The sequence below is a fragment of the Streptomyces odontotermitis genome, assembly GCF_050510915.1.
In the GTDB taxonomy this organism is placed as follows: Bacteria; Actinomycetota; Actinomycetes; order Streptomycetales; family Streptomycetaceae; genus Streptomyces.
Genome location: NZ_JBNJLS010000001.1, coordinates 783,292 through 800,324 on the forward strand (window position 1 = coordinate 783,292; position 17,033 = coordinate 800,324).

A 17,033-nucleotide genomic window follows, 5' to 3' on the forward strand; every position below is an offset into this window, starting at 1 on the left:
ACACTCCGGATTTCGGACCCTTGTCAGACCTCAGACCTCAGACCTGAGGCCGCAGACCTCAGACCTCAGACCTCAGACTCCGGACGAGACCTCAGACTTCTCGTCCGAGCCCGTCGCTTTTCCCTCTGCCGCCGCCAGCGCCCTGTTGCGCCGGACCGAGGAGATGAACGACCAGGCGATCAGGAGGACGCCGACCGAGCCGGTGATGACCTCGTGGATCTCGTACTGGATGGTGACGAGCAGGATCGCGGCGAGGGCACCGATCGCGTAGTGCGCGCCGTGCTCCAGGTAGACGTAGTCGTCGAGGGTGCCCTGGCGGACCAGGTAGACGGTGAGCGACCGGACGTACATGGCGCCGATGCCGAGGCCGAGCGCCATCAGGACGATGTCGTTGGTGATCGCGAAGGCGCCGATGACGCCGTCGAAGGAGAACGACGCGTCCAGGACCTCCAGGTAGAGGAACATGAAGAACGCGGCCTTGCCGGCCATCACGACCGCCGGGACCTTCTTGCCGCTCTTCTTGGCCTCTTCCTCGGCCTCGTGCTCGCGCTCCTCGTCCTCCTCCAGCTTGTTCTCGAAGTAGCCGGAGAGGCCGCCCACGATCAAATAAGTGATCAAGCCCGCGATGCCGGCGATCAGGACGGTCTGCGCCTTGTCCACATGGACGCCGCCGTGCTGGTGGGCGTTGGTGGCGAAGGTCATCGCGGAGACGAGCAGCACGATGAGCGCGATGCAGACGGAGAGCATGTCGACCTTGCCGAGCTTGGCGAGCGGACGCTCCAGCCAGCCCAGCCACTTGATGTCCCGGTCCTCGAAGATGAAGTCGAGGAAGATCATCAGCAGGAACATGCCACCGAAGGCGGCGATCGACGGGTGCGCGTCGGTCACCAGCTGCTGGTACTTGTCCTTGTCGTCGAACGCGAGCTTGACCGCCTCGATCGGGCCGAGCTTCGCGCTGATGGCGACGATCACGACCGGGAACACGAGCCGCATGCCGAAGACGGCGATCAGCACACCGACGGTGAGGAAGATCTTCTGCCAGAAGGCATTCATCTTCTTCAGGATCCCGGCGTTGACCACGGCGTTGTCGAAGGACACCGAGATCTCGAGGATGGACAGGATCGCCACGATCCCGAAGCCGGTCCACCCCCCGTAGAACACCGCCGCGACAAGGCCGAGCGCGGTGACCGCGAACGACCAGCCGAACGTTTTCAGAAGCACTGGCTACCCAATCGTGTGTGTACGGGCTCCCGTGTAGCGGTCTCCCCCGCGCCGGTCCCCGGCTTTACGCAACATTGACCTCGCAGTGTAGAGCGCCCGTGCCCCGGCCGGAGTGGGCGACCCCCGTTCCGGAGCGATGCCCGGCCACGCTGCGTCCGGCACCCTTTACGAGACGTTGACCCCGAAGTCGAGAGCGATGCCGCGCAGACCGGACGCGTACCCCTGACCCACCGCACGGAACTTCCACTCGCCCCCGTAGCGGTAGACCTCGCCGAAGATCATCGCCGTCTCCGTGGAGGCGTCCTCGCTGAGGTCGTAGCGGGCGAGCTCCTGGCCGTCGGCCTGGTTGACCACGCGGATGAAGGCGTTGCTGACCTGGCCGAAGGTCTGTCCGCGGTTGTCGGCGTCATGGATCGAGACCGGGAAGACGATCTTGTCGCAGTTGACCGGGACCTTGGAGAGGTCGATCAGCAGCGACTCGTCGTCCCCGTCGCCCTCACCCGTGAGGTTGTCACCGGTGTGCTCGACGGAGCTGTCCGGGCTCTTGAGGTTGTTGTAGAACACGAACCACTCGTCCCCGAGGACGCGGCCCCCGTTGCACAACAGGGCGCTGGCGTCGAGGTCGAAGGGGGCTCCGGTGGTGGAGCGCGCGTCCCATCCGAGCCCGACCAGGACCTGCGTGAGATTCGGTGCGGCCTTGGAGAGGGAGACATTGCCCCCCTTGGCGAGCGTGACGCCCATGATCGTGATCCTCCCCGTGGTGACGAGAGTTGTGTGAGCGCGTCCGGCGCCGCACGGAGAAGTGCGGCGCCGGACGACGTGGTGAGAGGCTGCTCGGCTCAGACGTTGACGCCGAAGTCCTGCGCGATGCCGCGCAGGCCGCTGGCGTAGCCCTGGCCGACGGCCCGGAACTTCCACTCCGCGCCGTGCCGGTACAGCTCACCGAAGACCATGGCGGTCTCCGTGGAGGCGTCCTCCGAGAGGTCGTAACGCGCGATCTCGGCACCGCCCGCCTGGTTCACGACGCGGATGAACGCGTTGCGGACCTGGCCGAACGACTGCTGACGGCTCTCGGCGTCGTAGATCGAGACCGGGAAGACGATCTTCTCCACGTCGGCGGGGACCGCGGCGAGGTTCACCTTGATCGCCTCGTCGTCGCCCTCGCCCTCACCGGTGGTGTTGTCACCGGTGTGCTCGACGGAGCCGTCGGGGCTCTTGAGGTTGTTGAAGAACACGAAGTTCTGGTCGTTGGCGACCTTGCCCTCCGCGTTGGTCAGGATGGCGCTGGCGTCAAGGTCGAAGTCCGTACCGGTGGTGGTACGGACGTCCCAGCCCAGGCCGACCGTGACAGCGGTCAGGCCAGGGGCCTCCTTGCTCAGCGATACGTTGCCGCCCTTGCTGAGGCTGACTCCCACGAGTCCTCCCAAATCGGTGTCCAGGGGCGGGGAGCCCCAGTCGTGCTTTGCCATCGGATCAACGTGTGGATCCTAGTGACGGGTTCCCGGCCGCCACAGGCTCCGCACCCGAAGAATCACAGGGTGTCACCCCTGAGGAATCACAGGGTGCCGAGCGCCTTGACGTACTCGTTCAGGTCACGGGCGTCCGGCAGACCGTTGACCACGGTCCAGCGCACCACGCCCTCCTTGTCGATGATGAAGGTGCCGCGCACCGCGCAGCCCTTGTCCTCGTCGAAGACGCCGTACGCGCGCGAGACCTCGCCGTGCGGCCAGAAGTCGGAGACCAGCGGGTACTCCAGACCCTCCTGCTCGGCGAAGACGCGCAGGGTGTGGATGGAGTCGTTGGAGACGGCGAGCAGCTGCGTGTCGTCGTTCACGAACTTCGGCAGCTCGTCACGGAGGGCGCAGAGCTCACCGGTGCAGACGCCGGTGAACGCGAACGGGTAGAAGAGCAGCACCACGTTCTTCTCGCCGCGGAAGTCCGAGAGCCGCACGGTCTGGCCGTGGTTGTCCTTGAGCTCGAATTCCGGGGCCTTGGCGCCGACCTCGATGGCCATGAGTACGCATCCCTTCCACGGGTCTGTTCGGGTGACGCCCACCCTACGCAAAGGCCCCCTTGGACGTACGTACGTCCAAGGGGGCCCGGGAAACTCAGGCGGTCGGCACCCGTGTCACCGCTTCTTGGCCGCGCCCTTCGGCGTGATCAGGCGGCTGCCGTTCCAGTCCTTGCCGGCGTTGATGCTCTTGGTCTGGGACAGGCCCGCGGTGGTGGATGCCTCGCCGATCTCGCTCGGCTCGACGTAGCCTTCGCGGCCGGTCTTCGGCGTGAGGAGCAGGATCGAGCCGCCCTCCTCCATGTACGCGATGGCGTCCACCAGCGCATCAGTCAGGTCCCCGTCGTCCTCACGGAACCAGAGCACCACGGCGTCAGCCACGTCGTCGTATTCCTCGTCGACGAGCTCTGTGCCGGTAGCCTGCTCGATGGCCTCGCGGAGCTCCTGGTCGACGTCTTCGTCGTAGCCGATCTCCTGGACCACCATGTCGGGCTGGAAACCCAGCCTTACGGCAAGGTTCGTCTCCGCGTGGTCCGCGGTCGCGCTCACGGATTGCCTCCTGATCATGTTTTCGGGAATGCCTTCAGCCACGCGCGTGCGCGGGGCATTGGCCGTAGTCCACACGGGCGGGGCGGATCGCGCAAGTACCCGGCCGTCAAGACCGCCGAAACGGTGACGTTCCCGGCCGTGTCGCCGCAACTCCCGTCACGCCCGTACGGCGGCCGGTGAAACGCACCACAGCGATCTGCCGAAAGTGCCGGACCTCGAGGCCGTAAGCCCCGGTGATGAGGGCCGAACGGCCTGACCGAGGCACTAGGCAGGATGGGCGTATCGTTGCGATTTGGCCGAGCCTACCCCAGGGCCTCCGGGCTGCCCTCTCCGTCAGCTGTCAGCGGAGTTGCCGTTTCCGCCTCAGTTACCTTTCGGTAGAGATGACGTTTCCGCCCGGGCGGTAGACGATGGGGAGCGGTGCACGGCCAGGCATGACCCAGGCGAAAGCCCCCAACAGCGAAGGAACAGCGTGGCTTCCGGACCCGATCGCAACCCGATCATCATTGGCGGCCTGCCGAGCCAGGTCCCGGACTTCGATCCCGAAGAGACCCAGGAATGGCTCGACTCCCTCGACGCCGCGGTCGACGAACGCGGCCGCGAGCGGGCCCGCTATCTGATGCTCCGACTCATCGAGCGGGCCCGCGAGAAGCGCGTCGCCGTTCCTGAGATGCGCAGTACGGACTACGTCAACACCATCGCCACCAAGGACGAGCCGTTCTTCCCCGGCAACGAGGAGATCGAGCGCAAGGTCCTGAACGCCACCCGCTGGAACGCGGCCGTGATGGTCTCCCGCGCCCAGCGCCCCGGCATCGGGGTCGGCGGCCACATCGCCACGTTCGCCTCCTCCGCCTCGCTCTACGACGTGGGCTTCAACCACTTCTTCCGCGGCAAGGACGAGGGCGACGGCGGCGACCAGATCTTCTTCCAGGGGCACGCGTCCCCCGGTATCTATGCCCGCGCCTTCCTCCTCGACCGGCTCTCCGAGCAGCAGCTCGACGCCTTCCGGCAGGAGAAGTCCAAGGCGCCGTACGGCCTTTCCTCCTATCCGCACCCGCGCCTGATGCCGGACTTCTGGGAGTTCCCCACGGTCTCCATGGGCCTCGGCCCGCTCGGCGCGATCTTCCAGGCCCGCATGAACCGCTACATGGAGGCGCGCTCCATCGCGGACACCTCCAAGTCGCACGTCTGGGCCTTCCTCGGCGACGGCGAGATGGACGAGCCCGAGTCGCTCGGCCAGCTCTCCATCGCGGCGCGCGAGGGCCTGGACAACCTCACCTTCGTCGTCAACTGCAACCTGCAGCGCCTCGACGGCCCGGTGCGCGGCAACGGCAAGATCATCCAGGAGCTGGAGTCCCAGTTCCGCGGCGCCGGCTGGAACGTCATCAAGCTGGTCTGGGACCGCAGTTGGGACCCGCTGCTCGCGCAGGACCGCGACGGCGTCCTGGTCAACAAGCTCAACACCACCCCCGACGGACAGTTCCAGACGTACGCCACGGAGACCGGTTCGTACATCCGCGACCACTTCTTCGGCGACGACCACCGGCTGCGCTCGATGGTCGAGAACATGACCGACGACCAGCTCCTGCACCTGGGCCGTGGCGGTCACGACCACAAGAAGATCTTCGCCGCGTTCTCGGCGGCCAAGGCCCACAAGGGCCAGCCGACCGTGATCCTGGCGCAGACCGTCAAGGGCTGGACCCTCGGCCCCAACTTCGAGGGCCGCAACGCGACCCACCAGATGAAGAAGCTGACGGTCGACGACCTGAAGCGCTTCCGCGACCGGCTGCACATCCCGGTCACGGACAAGCAGCTCGAGGACGGCGCGCCGCCGTACTACCACCCGGGCCGGAACTCGGAAGAGATCCAGTACATGCACGACCGCCGCAAGGGCCTGGGCGGCTACGTCCCGACCCGTGTGGTGCGCTCGAAGCCGCTGCAGCTCCCCGAGGACAAGACCTACGCGAGCGTGAAGAAGGGCTCGGGCCAGCAGTCGATCGCCACGACCATGGCCTTCGTCCGGCTCCTGAAGGACCTCATGCGGGACAAGGAGATCGGCAAGCGCTTCGTGCTGATCGCCCCCGACGAGTACCGCACCTTCGGCATGGACTCCTTCTTCCCGAGCGCGAAGATCTACAACCCGCTCGGCCAGCAGTACGAGGCCGTGGACCGCGACCTGCTCCTCGCGTACAAGGAGTCCCCGACCGGTCAGATGCTGCACGACGGCATCTCGGAGGCGGGCTGCACGGCCTCCCTGATCGCCGCGGGCTCGGCCTACGCGACCCACGGCGAGCCGCTGATCCCGGTGTACGTCTTCTACTCGATGTTCGGCTTCCAGCGCACCGGCGACCAGTTCTGGCAGATGGCCGACCAGCTGGCGCGCGGCTTCGTCCTCGGCGCCACCGCGGGCCGCACGACGCTGACCGGTGAGGGCCTCCAACACGCGGACGGCCACTCGCAGTTGCTCGCCTCGACCAACCCGGGCTGTGTCGCCTACGACCCGGCGTTCGGCTTCGAGATCGCGCACATCGTCAAGGACGGGCTGCGCCGGATGTACGGCCCGGACAGCGAGGACATCTTCTACTACCTCACCGTCTACAACGAGCCGATCCAGCACCCGGCCGAGCCCGCCGACGTGGACGTCGACGGCATCCTCAAGGGCATCCACCGCTTCAAGGCGGGCGAGCAGGGCGCCATCCCGGCGCAGATCCTCGCTTCCGGTGTCGCGGTGCCGTGGGCGGTCGAGGCACAGCAGATCCTCGCTTCCGAGTGGAATGTGAAGGCGGACGTCTGGTCGGCGACCTCCTGGAACGAGCTGCGCCGCGAGGCCGTCGAGGTGGAGCGGCACAACCTGCTGCACCCCGAGGAGGAACAGCGCACTCCGTACGTGACGCAGAAGCTGTCCGGTTCCGAGGGCCCCTTCGTGGCGGTCTCGGACTGGATGCGCTCCGTGCCCGACCAGATCGCGCGCTGGGTGCCCGGCACGTACCAGTCGCTCGGCGCGGACGGCTTCGGCTTCGCGGACACGCGGGGCGCGGCCCGGCGCTTCTTCCACATCGACGCCCAGTCGATCGTGGTCGGCGTGCTGACCGAGCTCGCCCGTGAGGGCAAGATCGACCGCTCCGTCCTGAAGCAGGCGATCGACCGCTATCAACTGCTCGATGTCACGGCGGCGGACCCGGGTGCGGCCGGGGGCGACGCGTAGACGACGCGCGGACCTCGCCTTTTGCACGGCGAGAGCTCTTTCGGAGGGCGGCGGGCCAGGACCCGCCGCCCTCCGGCGTTTCCTACGATGCGCCCATGAAGGAACAACCCGCACAGATCCGTTGGGAGCGGCGCACCCAACGCCCGCTCCTCGCGCTCGCGGTGGCATTCGCCGTCGCCTACGCCGTGCCGATCGTGGCGCCCGACGCGGCCAGTCCGGTGGCGACGACATGCGCCGTCGTGGAGTGGGGCGTGTGGGGGCTGTTCGCCACCGACTATCTGGTGCGACTCTCCCTCACCGAGCACCGCACGGCCTTCATCCGCAGCCACTGGCTCGACCTCTGTGCCGTGATCCTGCCGATGCTCCAGCCGCTGCGGCTGCTGCGGGTCGTCTCCACGCTGATGCTCGTCGGGCGGCGGGCCCGGATGGCGTCGCAGATCAAGCTGACGACGTATGTGGCGGGGGCCGTGGTCGGCCTGCTGATGTTCGGCTCACTGGCGGTCCTCTCGGTGGAGCGGGAGTCGCCCAACGGCAACATCAAGACGCTGGGTGACGCGGTGTGGTGGTCCTTCACGACCATGACGACGGTCGGCTACGGCGACCATGCGCCGACGACCGGGCTCGGCCGGATCCTGGCGGTCGGGCTCATGCTCTCGGGCATCGCCCTGCTGGGTGTGGTCACGGCCAACATCGCGGCCTGGTTCATCGCGCGGTTCGAGAAGGACGATGTCGAGGAGCGGCGTCAGACGGCGGCGATCGAGGCGCTGACGGCCGAGGTGCGGGCCCTGCGGGCCCAAGTGACGGCGCTGTCGGGTGAGTCGGGGTCGGGCTCTGCGGCCGGAGTGGCGGGAGGGCTCAGAGGTACGGGAACTACCGGAGGTACGGGAAGTACCGGAGGTACCGGAGGACCCAGAGGTACCGGAGGTCTCGGAGGTTCCGGAGGCGTTCCCCACCCCGTTCCCCACGGGCCGGCCGTCGAGGGCTCCGCCACGGGGGCGGAGCCGCTCGGTGGGCCGGCCTGACGCGGTTCTTTCAGCTCTCCCAGACCTTGAACGCCCGCACGCGGTAGGGCGATTGGGGCGTCCAGGTGCCGCCGCCCGGATAGGTGTCGAACTCCCCGGTCTCCGCGCACTCCACCGACTGATAGGTGGTGACGGGCCGACCGGTGCGGTTGGCGAGAGCCTGCGCGCTGCCCCCCTCCGGCAGCGCGACACAGCTCTCGACATCGGTCCCGGCCAGCTCGTACACCTGCCGTGCCCCCTTGAACCCGGCCTTCTCCCAGAGGCAGAGCTCGCCCGGACCGCACCCTCCGAGTGTCGGCGGCGCGGCGGCTCCCGCATGGCCCGGCGTGAGGATCACCGCGGTGAGCGCGGCCGCGGCCACCGTCGCGGACATGGCCGCGGACATGGCCGCGGACATGGTCGTACGCATGTGCATCAACCCCCGTGTCGTGCAGATCAGTTGCGAGCGCGAAGGCCCGTGTCAGCACTGTGGCCCGCCGCGACGTCCGATCGGAAGGGGTACGGATGTGCGTCACCCGGATAGGCGAAAGCCCCCCGAGCTGACCCGGAGGGGCTTTCCCTGAGAGGTGGCTTCCAGCCGCTGACGTGGAGGTCAGATGCGCGCCTGACGTGGGGCCAGATGCGCGCCTGACGTGGGGGTCAGATGTGCGCCGCCCCCGCGCCCGCCTCGGCGTTGGTCCCGCGCTTGGTGAGCAGGGCGACGAGGATCGCCACGACCGCGACGCCCGCCGCGACGAGGCAGGCCATGCTCATGCCGGAGATGAAGGTGTCGTGCGCGACGCCCGTGATCTTCTCGGCGATTCCGGCCGGGGTGTGCGGCGGCACCGGGGCGCTGCCGACCTGGACGGCCTCCGACGCCTGGTCGAGCTGCTCGGGCTTGAGCGGCGGGAGCCCCGCGTCCGCCCAGTTGCCCCCGAGGTCGTTGTCGACCTTCGAGGCCATCACGGCGCCGAGCACCGCCGTGCCGAGGCTGCCGCCGATCTGCATGGCGGCCTGCTGGAGTCCGCCCGCGACGCCGGAGAGCTCCATCGGGGCGTTGCCCACGATGACTTCGGTCGCGCCGACCATGACGGGCGCCAGGCCGAGGCCGAGGAGGGCGAACCAGATGGACATGACGCCGCTGCCGGTGTCGGTCTCCAGCGTGGACATGCCGTACATCGCGACGGCCGTCAGCAGCATGCCCCCGGCCAGCGGGACGCGCGGGCCCAACTTCGTGATCACCGCGCCCGCCAGCGGCGAGCCCACGATCATCATGCCGGTGAGCGGCAACAGGTGCAGGCCCGCGTCGACCGGGCTCATGGCGTGCACGTTCTGCAGGTAGAACGTGACGAAGAACAGGCCGCCCATGAAGGCGATGGCCATGAGCACCATGAGGACCACACCGGCCGACAGCGGCACGGAGCGGAACAGTGCCAGCGGGATCAGCGGCTCCTTGACCTTCGACTCCCAGAGGGCGAAGACCAGGAAGCAGACCACCGAGGCGCCCAGGAACATCCAGGTCTTCCCGTCGCCCCAGCCCCACGCCGGAGCCTTGATGAGCGCCCAGACGAGGCAGAACATGGCGCCGGACAGCAGCGCGATGCCGGGGAGGTCGAACGACCTGGGGGCGTTCTCCGCGCGGTGGTCCTTGAGGATCACGAGGCCGAGGACGAGCGCGATGATGCCGACCGGCACGTTGATGAAGAACACGGACTGCCAGCTGACGTGCTGCACGAGCAGACCGCCGATGATGGGGCCGCCGGCGGTGGAGGCACCGATCACCATGCCCCAGATGCCGATGGCCATGTTCAGCTTCTCGGCCGGGAAGGTGGCCCGCAGCAGGCCGAGCGCGGCGGGCATCAGGAGCGCACCGAAGAGGCCCTGGGACACCCGGAAGGTCACCACGAGGGCGATGCTGTCGGACAGGCCGATCGCCCCCGAGGCGGCGGCGAATCCGACCACGCCTATGAGGAAGGTCTGACGGTGGCCGAACCGGTCGCCGAGCTTGCCCGCGGTGATCAGCGTGACCGCGAGGGCGAGGAAGTAGCCGTTGGTGATCCACTGGACGTCGGCGAAGCTCGCGTCGAGGTCCTTCTGAATGGCCGGGTTGGCGATCGCCACGATGGTGCCGTCCAGGGCCACCATCATCACGCCGATCGCGACGGAGAAGAGTGTCAGCCAAGGGTGGCCACGCAGCCCCTTGGCCGCCGGAGCGGGCGGGGGCTCCGGGACCCTGTCCGCCTTGTCGACAGTGATCTGACTAGTCATGCGCCGAGGCTAGTGACAGCCGCTGACAGTTGACAATTCATTTCACTAGTCTGTAGCTGTCACCTAGCTCACAGGTAAGGTGAACTGCGAAAACAGTCGAGACGAGGGCCGTGGTGTGAGGATCGAGCAGTCAGCGACGAGCCCCGCCGAGGAGGCCGTCACCTCCGCCCCCTCCGGGCTGCGCGAGCGCAAGAAGCAGCGCACCCGTGACGCACTACTGCGCGCGGCCCTCGAACTCTTCACGACCAAGGGGTACGAGGAGACGACCGTCGACGAGATCGTCGACGCCGTCGAGGTCTCGCAGCGCACGTTCTTCCGGTACTTCACCAGCAAGCAGGACACCGCCTTCGCCGTCCAGGAGATGGTGGAGCGGAAGTTCGTCGAGGCGCTGCGCCAACGCCCCGCGGACGAGGCGCCGTTCACCGCCATGCGCGGAGCCGTGATCGGCGCGTGGGACGCGCTCAGCGACTCCATCGAAGAGGTCGTCCCGGTCGAACTCCACATGCGCACCTACCAGATGATCGAATCCACCCCCTCCTTGCTCGCGATCTATCTGCGCCGCGCCATCGACATGGAGGAGGAGATGGCCCGGGTCATCGCCGCGCGCGAGGGCCTGGACGTGGACACGGACCCACGCCCGCGCGTGGCCGTCGCCGCGTTCGGCGGGGTGATGCGGGTGACGGGGCGCCTGTGGGGAGCCGGCGGGGACGTCAGCGTCGAGTCGCTGCGCGCGGTCACGGAGGACTACCTCGACCATCTGGAGCCCGCGTTGGCGAAGAGCTGGCGCACGAGGTGACCGACGGTCCGCGCATGAGGTGACCGGCAGCCCCGACGGGCGCCACTCCTGTAGTCGATCAACTCCTCTGCGTGCGCAGTCGCGTTGAGCGAGCGGATTCACACCAGGAGTCAACTGTTACCGAGAGAAACCCCAGTCGCGCACCCTCTACGGAGCGTGAACAAGTGGCTGCAGGTGCGCCCGGTTTGCCGCAATTACCCTATGGGAAACGTGATCTGCCTCACCCCCTGCACGGCGGGCCTCACGGTTCTCCTAGGGTGTCCCGTAGTGACTTCCTTCGACTCCTCTCCCCAACTCAACGCCTGGCGCGCCCTGCTCGCCCTCGCCGTCGTGTTCGTCATGCTGGCGACCACCGGCTGGACAGCAGTGCGCCACAGAGGCGTGGCGTCCCCGCTCGAAGCCACGCTCTCCGCCTGGGAGCGGGGCCACATAGACGGGCGCGCGCTGCCCGACCCCCACGGCCCCGCGGACCGCCTCGCCCGCTTCTTCGCGACGCTCACCGCACAGCAGCGCACCCGGCTCGTCGACCGCTACCCCTTGGCTGTCGGCAACATGAACGGCGCCCCTGTAGACCTGCGTTACCGCGCGAACCGCGTCGCCCTGGGCCAGGCCCGCAAGATCGAGCGTCGGCACATGCACGACGACCGGCTCTCACCCCTGGGGCAGCAGGAGGCGGAGCGCAGGATGAAACGGTTCGGGGTGATGATGCGCCCCGAACGCCACGTGCTCGCCTTCGATCCCATGGGGTCCGGGCGCATGGCCGAGGTCTTCGGGGACCTCGACAAGGCCGACCGGGTCTCCGTCGTGGTGCCCGGCGTCGACACCAATCTGCTCACCTTCGAGCGGACGTACCGCAAGTACACCGCCCCGGTGGGCATGGCCAAGGCGCTGTACGCCGCGGAGCGCGAGGCCAGCCCGCGCACGCGTACGGCCGTGATCGCCTGGGCCGACTACACGGCGCCCGTCGGCATCGGTGTGGACGCCGCGACGGCGATGCGGGCCGACGACGGCTCGGTGCGCCTCGACGCCCTGGTGCGCGCGCTGCCCGGACGCTCCCCCGTCGCGCTCTACTGCCACAGCTACGGCTCCGTGGTCTGCGGTGTCGCGGCGCACCGACTCCCGTCCCGGGTCCAGGACATCGCCGTCGCCGGCAGCCCCGGCATGCGCGCCGACAAGGCTTCCCAGCTGGGCACGCACGCACGGATCTGGGCCACCCGCGACGGCGACGACTGGATCGCGGACGTGCCCAACATGGAGGTCGGCGGGCTCGGACACGGTGCCGACCCCGTGTCCGACGGCTTCGGCGCGCGGGTGCTGTCCGCGACGGGCGCCGTCGGCCACACCGGCTATTTCACGCCGGGCACGGAAAGCCTCACCAACTTCGCCGAGATCGGCACCGGTTCCTACGACTCCGTGCAGTGCGCGAGCAGGGATGACGCCTGCCGGGAGGGTTTGTCCGGTGGGTCTGCGGCCTGACGCGCGTAGAAATCGATGAAACAGCGGCCCGCCGCAGGAGGGACGGAGGCGCGCGTGCCGCCTACGATGAGCCGCATGGGTGACGTACTGGCCGGATTTCATGCCGCCTGGGAGTTCGAGTCCGACTCCGTGCTCATCCGCTTCGAACGGGGAATCCGCACGCCGAAGCTCTTCCAGGCGCTCGGCGAACGCCGCATCCCCCTCGAGGCGATCGCGGCGGTGACGCTCACGCCCGGCAAGCGCGGGACGGTCGTCCTGCACGCCGTGCCGAGACCGGGAGCGGATCCGCTGATGGAGGCCGCGGCCGGACAGCTCAAGGACGGCTGCGACCCCTACCGCCTGGTGCTGCCCGCCGAGCGGGAGACCCTCGCCGAGTACTACGCCGACGAGCTGCGGGCCCAGCTCCCGCCCGGGAGCTCCGAGCCCACGGACCGCTATCTGGTGACCGCGCCGGAGGCTCCGCTGCAGTTCAAGGCGTACGACGGGAAGGCGTCCTTCGACGGCAAGTCGGTGAGCTTCCGCTGGTTCTGGACCGGCGCCTCCTCGGCGAAGTGGAAGGCCGGTGACCAGAACTTCCTGGTCACCGACATCAGCGGCATCGAGTGGCGCTCGCCCGAGGTCTTCGAGGGGCATCTGCGGCTGCTGCCCCGCGAGACTCCGGCCGGCGGCCAGGCCGCGCAGGCGGACCAGGACCCGGCGGCCGTGGTCTTCGGCCTCGGCTACGGCCCGGTCCACGAGTCGCTGCCGTTCGCGGCGTCGGTGCTGTCGGCGGTGCGGACCTGTGGCCCCGCCCTGACGCCCGGCGCGAGCACGGTCCCGAGTGCCACCCCGGCCGTGCGCCGCGACCCCGCGGACATCGCCGAGCGCATCCGGCACCTGGGCGAGCTGCACCAGGCGGGGCTGCTCACGGACGAGGAGTTCACGACGAAGAAGGCCGAGCTGCTCGCCGAGCTGTGAGTGCTCCTACCTGGCTCATACCTGGGTAGGGGGTCGGGTCCGGCTCTCCGGTATGACGGCGGGCCGGGCGGTTCATGCCTAGTCTGATCACGCCATGAGCAGCACATCGACACCTCGCGGGCACGGCCCCGACCACGACAGCAACCACGATCACGACCCCGCCCCGCCGGCGTCCGAGCCGGAGGGGGCCCGGGCCGCCCGACGGCATGCCGCCACCGCCCTCCGCGAGGGACTGGGCGCGCTGGGCGCCGCCCTGGCAGCACCCCCGGTCCGCTCCGAGCCCCTGCTCGCGCGGGCGCAGCAGCGGTGGGTGCGCCTGTTGCCGTACGTGATCGTGCTCGGCTTCACCCTCGCACTGCTCCCCGTCACGGTGACGGTCCTGACGCAGGACTACAAGGTCAACGGCGCGATCGCGGGCGCCCTGGCCTCGGCCCAGTCCCTGCCGCTGCTCCTCGCTCTGACCCAGCCGCTGCTGGCCTGGCGGATCGTCTTCGCCGCCGATGTCCTGGGCGGCTTCCTGATCATGAATGCCCCGGGTCTGGACGGCCGGTCCTGGCCCTGGACGCCCATGGTGGTGGTCGGCTACCTGCTCCTCATGGTCCTCCTGGGCCTGCGCGAGAGGCGCCGCACGCTGTTCACCGTGTGGTTCGCCACCGGGGCCGCCGGGCTCCTCTTCGAGCTGGTCTCGGGCGAGCGGAGTGACGGCATCAATCTGCTGCTCTTCGTGCTGAGCGGGGTCGCTCTCCTCGTCTCCGGCACCCTGCGGGAGCGCGGTGACGCCGAGCGCAGACTCGTCGAGCAGGAGACCATCAGCGAGGCCGAGCGCTCCCGCCGCACGCTGCTGGAGGAACGGGCGCGCATCGCCCGGGAGTTGCACGACGTCGTCGCCCACCACATGTCCGTGATCACCGTGCAGGCGGACTCCGCGCCCTACCGTCTGGACGGTCTGCCCCACCCGGTCCGCGCGGAGTTCGAGAGCATAGCGGCGAGCGCCCGTGAGTCCCTCACGGAGATGCGGCGGCTGCTGGCCGTGCTGCGCAGCGAGGAGGCCGCGGGCGACCTGGCCCCGCAGCCGGGGCTCGACCGGCTGCCGCACCTGGTGGAGGCGACCGTGCGGGCCGGCATCCCGGTCGATCTGTCGCGCCCCGAGCTCGCGGTGCTCCGACAGCTGGCCGACGTCTCCCCGGCCGTGGACCTGTCGGCGTACCGCATCGTCCAGGAGGCCCTGTCGAACGTGATCCGGCACGCCCCCGGTGCCCGCACGGAGATCACGCTCACCCTGGACGCCGACCGCCTCCTGATTCTCGTGGTCAACGGCCCGCCGACGGAGCGGCCCGCCCCGCTGGAGGGCGACGGCACCGGTCACGGGCTCGTCGGCATGAAGGAGCGCGTACGGTTGGTCGGCGGCACGGTCGACGTCGGCCCGCTGCCCGACGGCGGCTTCCGAGTGGCGGCCCGACTCCCCCTCCTCGAAAAGGACTCCGGCACCGCATGACCATCCGCGTGATCATCGTCGACGACCAGGCCATGGTGCGGGCGGGGTTCGCCGCGCTGCTGTCGGCGCAGAGCGACATCGACGTCGTGGGCCAGGCGCCGGACGGCAAACAGGGCGTCGAGGTGAGCCGCAGCACGCACCCCGACGTGGTGCTGATGGACGTCCGCATGCCGGAGATGGACGGACTGGCCGCGACCCGCGCCCTGTTGGACCCGCCGCCCGGCGTGGTGCACCTGCCGAAGGTCCTGATGCTCACCACCTTCGACGCCGACGACTACGTGTACGAGGCGCTGCGCGCCGGTGCCTCCGGCTTTCTGCTCAAGGACGCCCCGCCCGCCGATCTGATCTCCGCGGTACGGGTGGTGGCGGCCGGCGAGGCGCTGCTCGCCCCCTCGGTGACGCGACGTCTGATCGCGGACATCGCCCAGCGCAAGCCACCCCTGCGCAAGGACCCGGCGCTGCGGCTCAACGGTCTGACGCCGCGTGAGACCGAGGTGCTGGAGCTGATCGCCCGGGGCCTGTCCAATCAGGAGATCGCCGAGCGCCTGATCCTCGCCGAGCAGACGGTGAAGACCCACATCGGGCGGGTCCTCGCCAAGCTCGATCTGCGCGACCGCGCCCAGGCCGTGATCTTCGCGTATGAATCGGGCCTGGTCACGCCGGGCGGGCAGTAGCCACCCCCTACTCCGGTATGAGTCCCGGATACCCCGGTATCAGCTGAGAGTTGGCTCCGCGGTGTGACGTGCCGCGACAGATCGTCTTCCTACCTTTCGCTGCGTCAGGCCACAGCGCGCCACGCAGCAGGGAGGGAGACGAGCCATGCGCCGTCAGTCCGGGAAAGCCAAGACCGTACGAGCACCGCGGATTTCGCGGACTTCGCGGACGTCACGCCCGTCACGGACCTCGTGGAGGGGCCGCGGCAGGCGGACACTGGTCGCGGCGGCGCTCACCACGACGATCGTGGCGGGCACGGCGGGCTGGACCGTCGGCAATGAGCAAGAGCCGCTGACGGGCCCGCCGCCGGGCACGAGTTCCTGGCGCGCGGACCATGCGCTGGGCCGTGAGCTGCCGGATCCGGAGACGGCCACCCCGGACCGAGTCGCCCGCTTCTTCGACGCGTTGAGCCCCGCACAGCGGCGTTCCCTGGTGCGGCGGCATCCCTCGGTCGTCGGAAACCTGGACGGCGTCCCGACAGCCCTCAGATATGAGGCCAACTCCCTTGCGCTCAAGAAGGAGCGCGCGCGTGAGCAGAGCCGGGCGACCGACCCCGGGCTGACCCTCCAGGACCACGAGCACGCCCGCGCCCAGGTGGAGCGCTACGAGGAACTGCTGCGCCCAGGGCGCCGGATACTCGCCTTCGACCCGCGCGCGCGGGGCCAAGTGGCCGAGGTGTACGGGGACTTGGAGCGCGCCGAGCACGTGTCCGTCGTCGTCCCCGGCTCGGACATCGACCTGGACTCCTTCGACCGGACGACGGATGTGTACGGCACCCCGGCCGGCATGGCCCGCACCCTGCACGCGCAGGCGGGCGACCGCACGGCCGTGGTGGCGTGGGTGGGCTACACCACCCCGGTCGGCCTGGGCCCGGACGCGGCGACAGGGCGGCTCGCGGAGGCGGGTGCCCCGCGGCTCGCCCGCTTCGTCCAGGGTCTGACCGCGTCCGGCGCGCCCCGGCCCGCCGTGTTCTGCCACAGCTACGGCTCGGTGGTGTGCGGCCTGGCCGCGCCCCGGCTGCCCGCCGCCGACCTGGTGGTGCTCGGCTCCCCCGGCATGCGCGCGGACAGCGTGGCCGAACTGCACACGACGGCCCGCGTCTGGGCCGCCCGGGACGACAGCGACTGGATCGCCAAGGTGCCGAACGTCGAGTTGTTCGGGCTCGGCCACGGCGAGGACCCGACGGACCCGGCCTTCGGCGCCCACCGGGTGCCCGCCGAGGACGCCCGAGGCCACACCGGCTACTTCGCCCCCGGCACCGACTCGCTGCGGGCCTTCACCGACATCGCCACGGGAGACGGCTCCTCCGTCCCCGTGGGCCCCTGACCCACCGGAGAACT

Annotated in this window: 14 protein-coding genes and 1 pseudogene; 8 read left to right on the plus strand and 7 right to left on the minus strand. The window is 69.4% G+C overall.

Annotated features, from left to right (window positions below; all coding sequences use genetic code 11):
• Positions 1-72: 72 nt before the first annotated feature.
• The 5 genes from ACQB60_RS03645 to ACQB60_RS03665 all read right to left on the minus strand — a co-directional run bounded on the left by ACQB60_RS03645 (position 73) and on the right by ACQB60_RS03665 (position 3,781).
• Positions 73-1,221 carry a DUF475 domain-containing protein gene (locus tag ACQB60_RS03645; protein ID WP_496924319.1) on the minus strand — a complete coding sequence of 383 codons (1,149 nt, stop codon included), beginning with the start codon at positions 1,219-1,221 and terminating at the stop codon, positions 73-75.
• A 165-nt stretch (positions 1,222-1,386) separates the two neighbouring features.
• Positions 1,387-1,962, minus strand: a complete 576-nt coding sequence (locus tag ACQB60_RS03650; RefSeq protein ID WP_384830922.1) for a TerD family protein — start codon at positions 1,960-1,962, stop codon at positions 1,387-1,389.
• A 98-nt stretch (positions 1,963-2,060) separates the two neighbouring features.
• Positions 2,061-2,636 carry a TerD family protein gene (locus ACQB60_RS03655; protein WP_384831479.1) on the minus strand — a complete coding sequence of 192 codons (576 nt, stop codon included), beginning with the start codon at positions 2,634-2,636 and terminating at the stop codon, positions 2,061-2,063.
• 140 nt (positions 2,637-2,776) lie between these two features.
• Entirely contained in the window at positions 2,777-3,235 is a 459-nt protein-coding gene (locus ACQB60_RS03660) for a peroxiredoxin (protein ID WP_384830925.1), read from the minus strand.
• 114 nt (positions 3,236-3,349) lie between these two features.
• Positions 3,350-3,781, minus strand: coding sequence for a DUF3052 domain-containing protein (locus tag ACQB60_RS03665; protein ID WP_496924320.1), 432 nt, complete (start codon positions 3,779-3,781; stop codon positions 3,350-3,352).
• Positions 3,782-4,253: 472 nt separating this feature from the next.
• Between ACQB60_RS03665 and aceE the strand changes: the two genes are divergently transcribed.
• Together aceE and ACQB60_RS03675 are read left to right on the plus strand one after the other, a co-directional pair.
• Positions 4,254-6,986 carry a pyruvate dehydrogenase (acetyl-transferring), homodimeric type gene (aceE, locus tag ACQB60_RS03670; RefSeq protein ID WP_496924321.1) on the plus strand — a complete coding sequence of 911 codons (2,733 nt, stop codon included), beginning with the start codon at positions 4,254-4,256 and terminating at the stop codon, positions 6,984-6,986.
• Between the two features lie 95 nt (positions 6,987-7,081).
• Positions 7,082-7,801 (plus strand): annotated as a pseudogene (locus ACQB60_RS03675) (potassium channel family protein); the annotation flags it as partial.
• A 217-nt stretch (positions 7,802-8,018) separates the two neighbouring features.
• Here ACQB60_RS03675 and ACQB60_RS03680 read toward each other — a convergent pair.
• The gene (locus ACQB60_RS03680; protein WP_496924322.1) at positions 8,019-8,417 is read right to left on the minus strand and encodes a peptidase inhibitor family I36 protein; all 399 of its coding nucleotides are present in this window, start codon (positions 8,415-8,417) and stop codon (positions 8,019-8,021) included.
• 230 nt (positions 8,418-8,647) lie between these two features.
• Entirely contained in the window at positions 8,648-10,135 is a 1,488-nt protein-coding gene (locus ACQB60_RS03685) for an MFS transporter (RefSeq protein WP_496924770.1), read from the minus strand.
• Between the two features lie 235 nt (positions 10,136-10,370).
• Between ACQB60_RS03685 and ACQB60_RS03690 the strand changes: the two genes are divergently transcribed.
• From ACQB60_RS03690 to ACQB60_RS03715, 6 genes are all read left to right on the plus strand, one after another.
• Positions 10,371-11,051, plus strand: a complete 681-nt coding sequence (locus ACQB60_RS03690) for a TetR/AcrR family transcriptional regulator (RefSeq protein ID WP_496924323.1) — start codon at positions 10,371-10,373, stop codon at positions 11,049-11,051.
• Between the two features lie 267 nt (positions 11,052-11,318).
• Positions 11,319-12,527 carry an alpha/beta hydrolase gene (locus tag ACQB60_RS03695; RefSeq protein ID WP_496924324.1) on the plus strand — a complete coding sequence of 403 codons (1,209 nt, stop codon included), beginning with the start codon at positions 11,319-11,321 and terminating at the stop codon, positions 12,525-12,527.
• Positions 12,528-12,602: 75 nt separating this feature from the next.
• Positions 12,603-13,484, plus strand: a complete 882-nt coding sequence (locus ACQB60_RS03700) for a DUF4429 domain-containing protein (RefSeq protein ID WP_496924325.1) — start codon at positions 12,603-12,605, stop codon at positions 13,482-13,484.
• Positions 13,485-13,578: 94 nt separating this feature from the next.
• Entirely contained in the window at positions 13,579-14,979 is a 1,401-nt protein-coding gene (locus tag ACQB60_RS03705) for a sensor histidine kinase (protein WP_496924326.1), read from the plus strand.
• Complete coding sequence (locus tag ACQB60_RS03710; RefSeq protein ID WP_384830950.1) at positions 14,976-15,653, plus strand: response regulator; 678 nt, start codon at positions 14,976-14,978, stop codon at positions 15,651-15,653. Before ACQB60_RS03705 ends, ACQB60_RS03710 begins: the two co-directional genes overlap by 4 nt.
• Positions 15,654-15,939: 286 nt before the next feature.
• Positions 15,940-17,019, plus strand: a complete 1,080-nt coding sequence (locus ACQB60_RS03715) for an alpha/beta hydrolase (RefSeq protein ID WP_496924327.1) — start codon at positions 15,940-15,942, stop codon at positions 17,017-17,019.
• Positions 17,020-17,033: the final 14 nt, after the last annotated feature.

What these genes read in the sequence shown, in the direction of transcription:
- ACQB60_RS03650 (WP_384830922.1), bottom strand. Translation starts at nt 1,962, where the DNA reads ATGGGCGTCACGCTCGCCAAGGGGGGCAATGTCTCCCTCTCCAAGGCC.
- ACQB60_RS03660 (WP_384830925.1), bottom strand. Translation starts at nt 3,235, where the DNA reads ATGGCCATCGAGGTCGGCGCCAAGGCCCCGGAATTCGAGCTCAAGGAC.
- ACQB60_RS03680 (WP_496924322.1), bottom strand. Translation starts at nt 8,417, where the DNA reads ATGCGTACGACCATGTCCGCGGCCATGTCCGCGGCCATGTCCGCGACG.
- ACQB60_RS03685 (WP_496924770.1), bottom strand. Translation starts at nt 10,135, where the DNA reads ATGATGGTGGCCCTGGACGGCACCATCGTGGCGATCGCCAACCCGGCC.
- ACQB60_RS03700 (WP_496924325.1), top strand. Translation starts at nt 12,603, where the DNA reads ATGGGTGACGTACTGGCCGGATTTCATGCCGCCTGGGAGTTCGAGTCC.
- ACQB60_RS03705 (WP_496924326.1), top strand. Translation starts at nt 13,579, where the DNA reads ATGAGCAGCACATCGACACCTCGCGGGCACGGCCCCGACCACGACAGC.
- ACQB60_RS03710 (WP_384830950.1), top strand. Translation starts at nt 14,976, where the DNA reads ATGACCATCCGCGTGATCATCGTCGACGACCAGGCCATGGTGCGGGCG.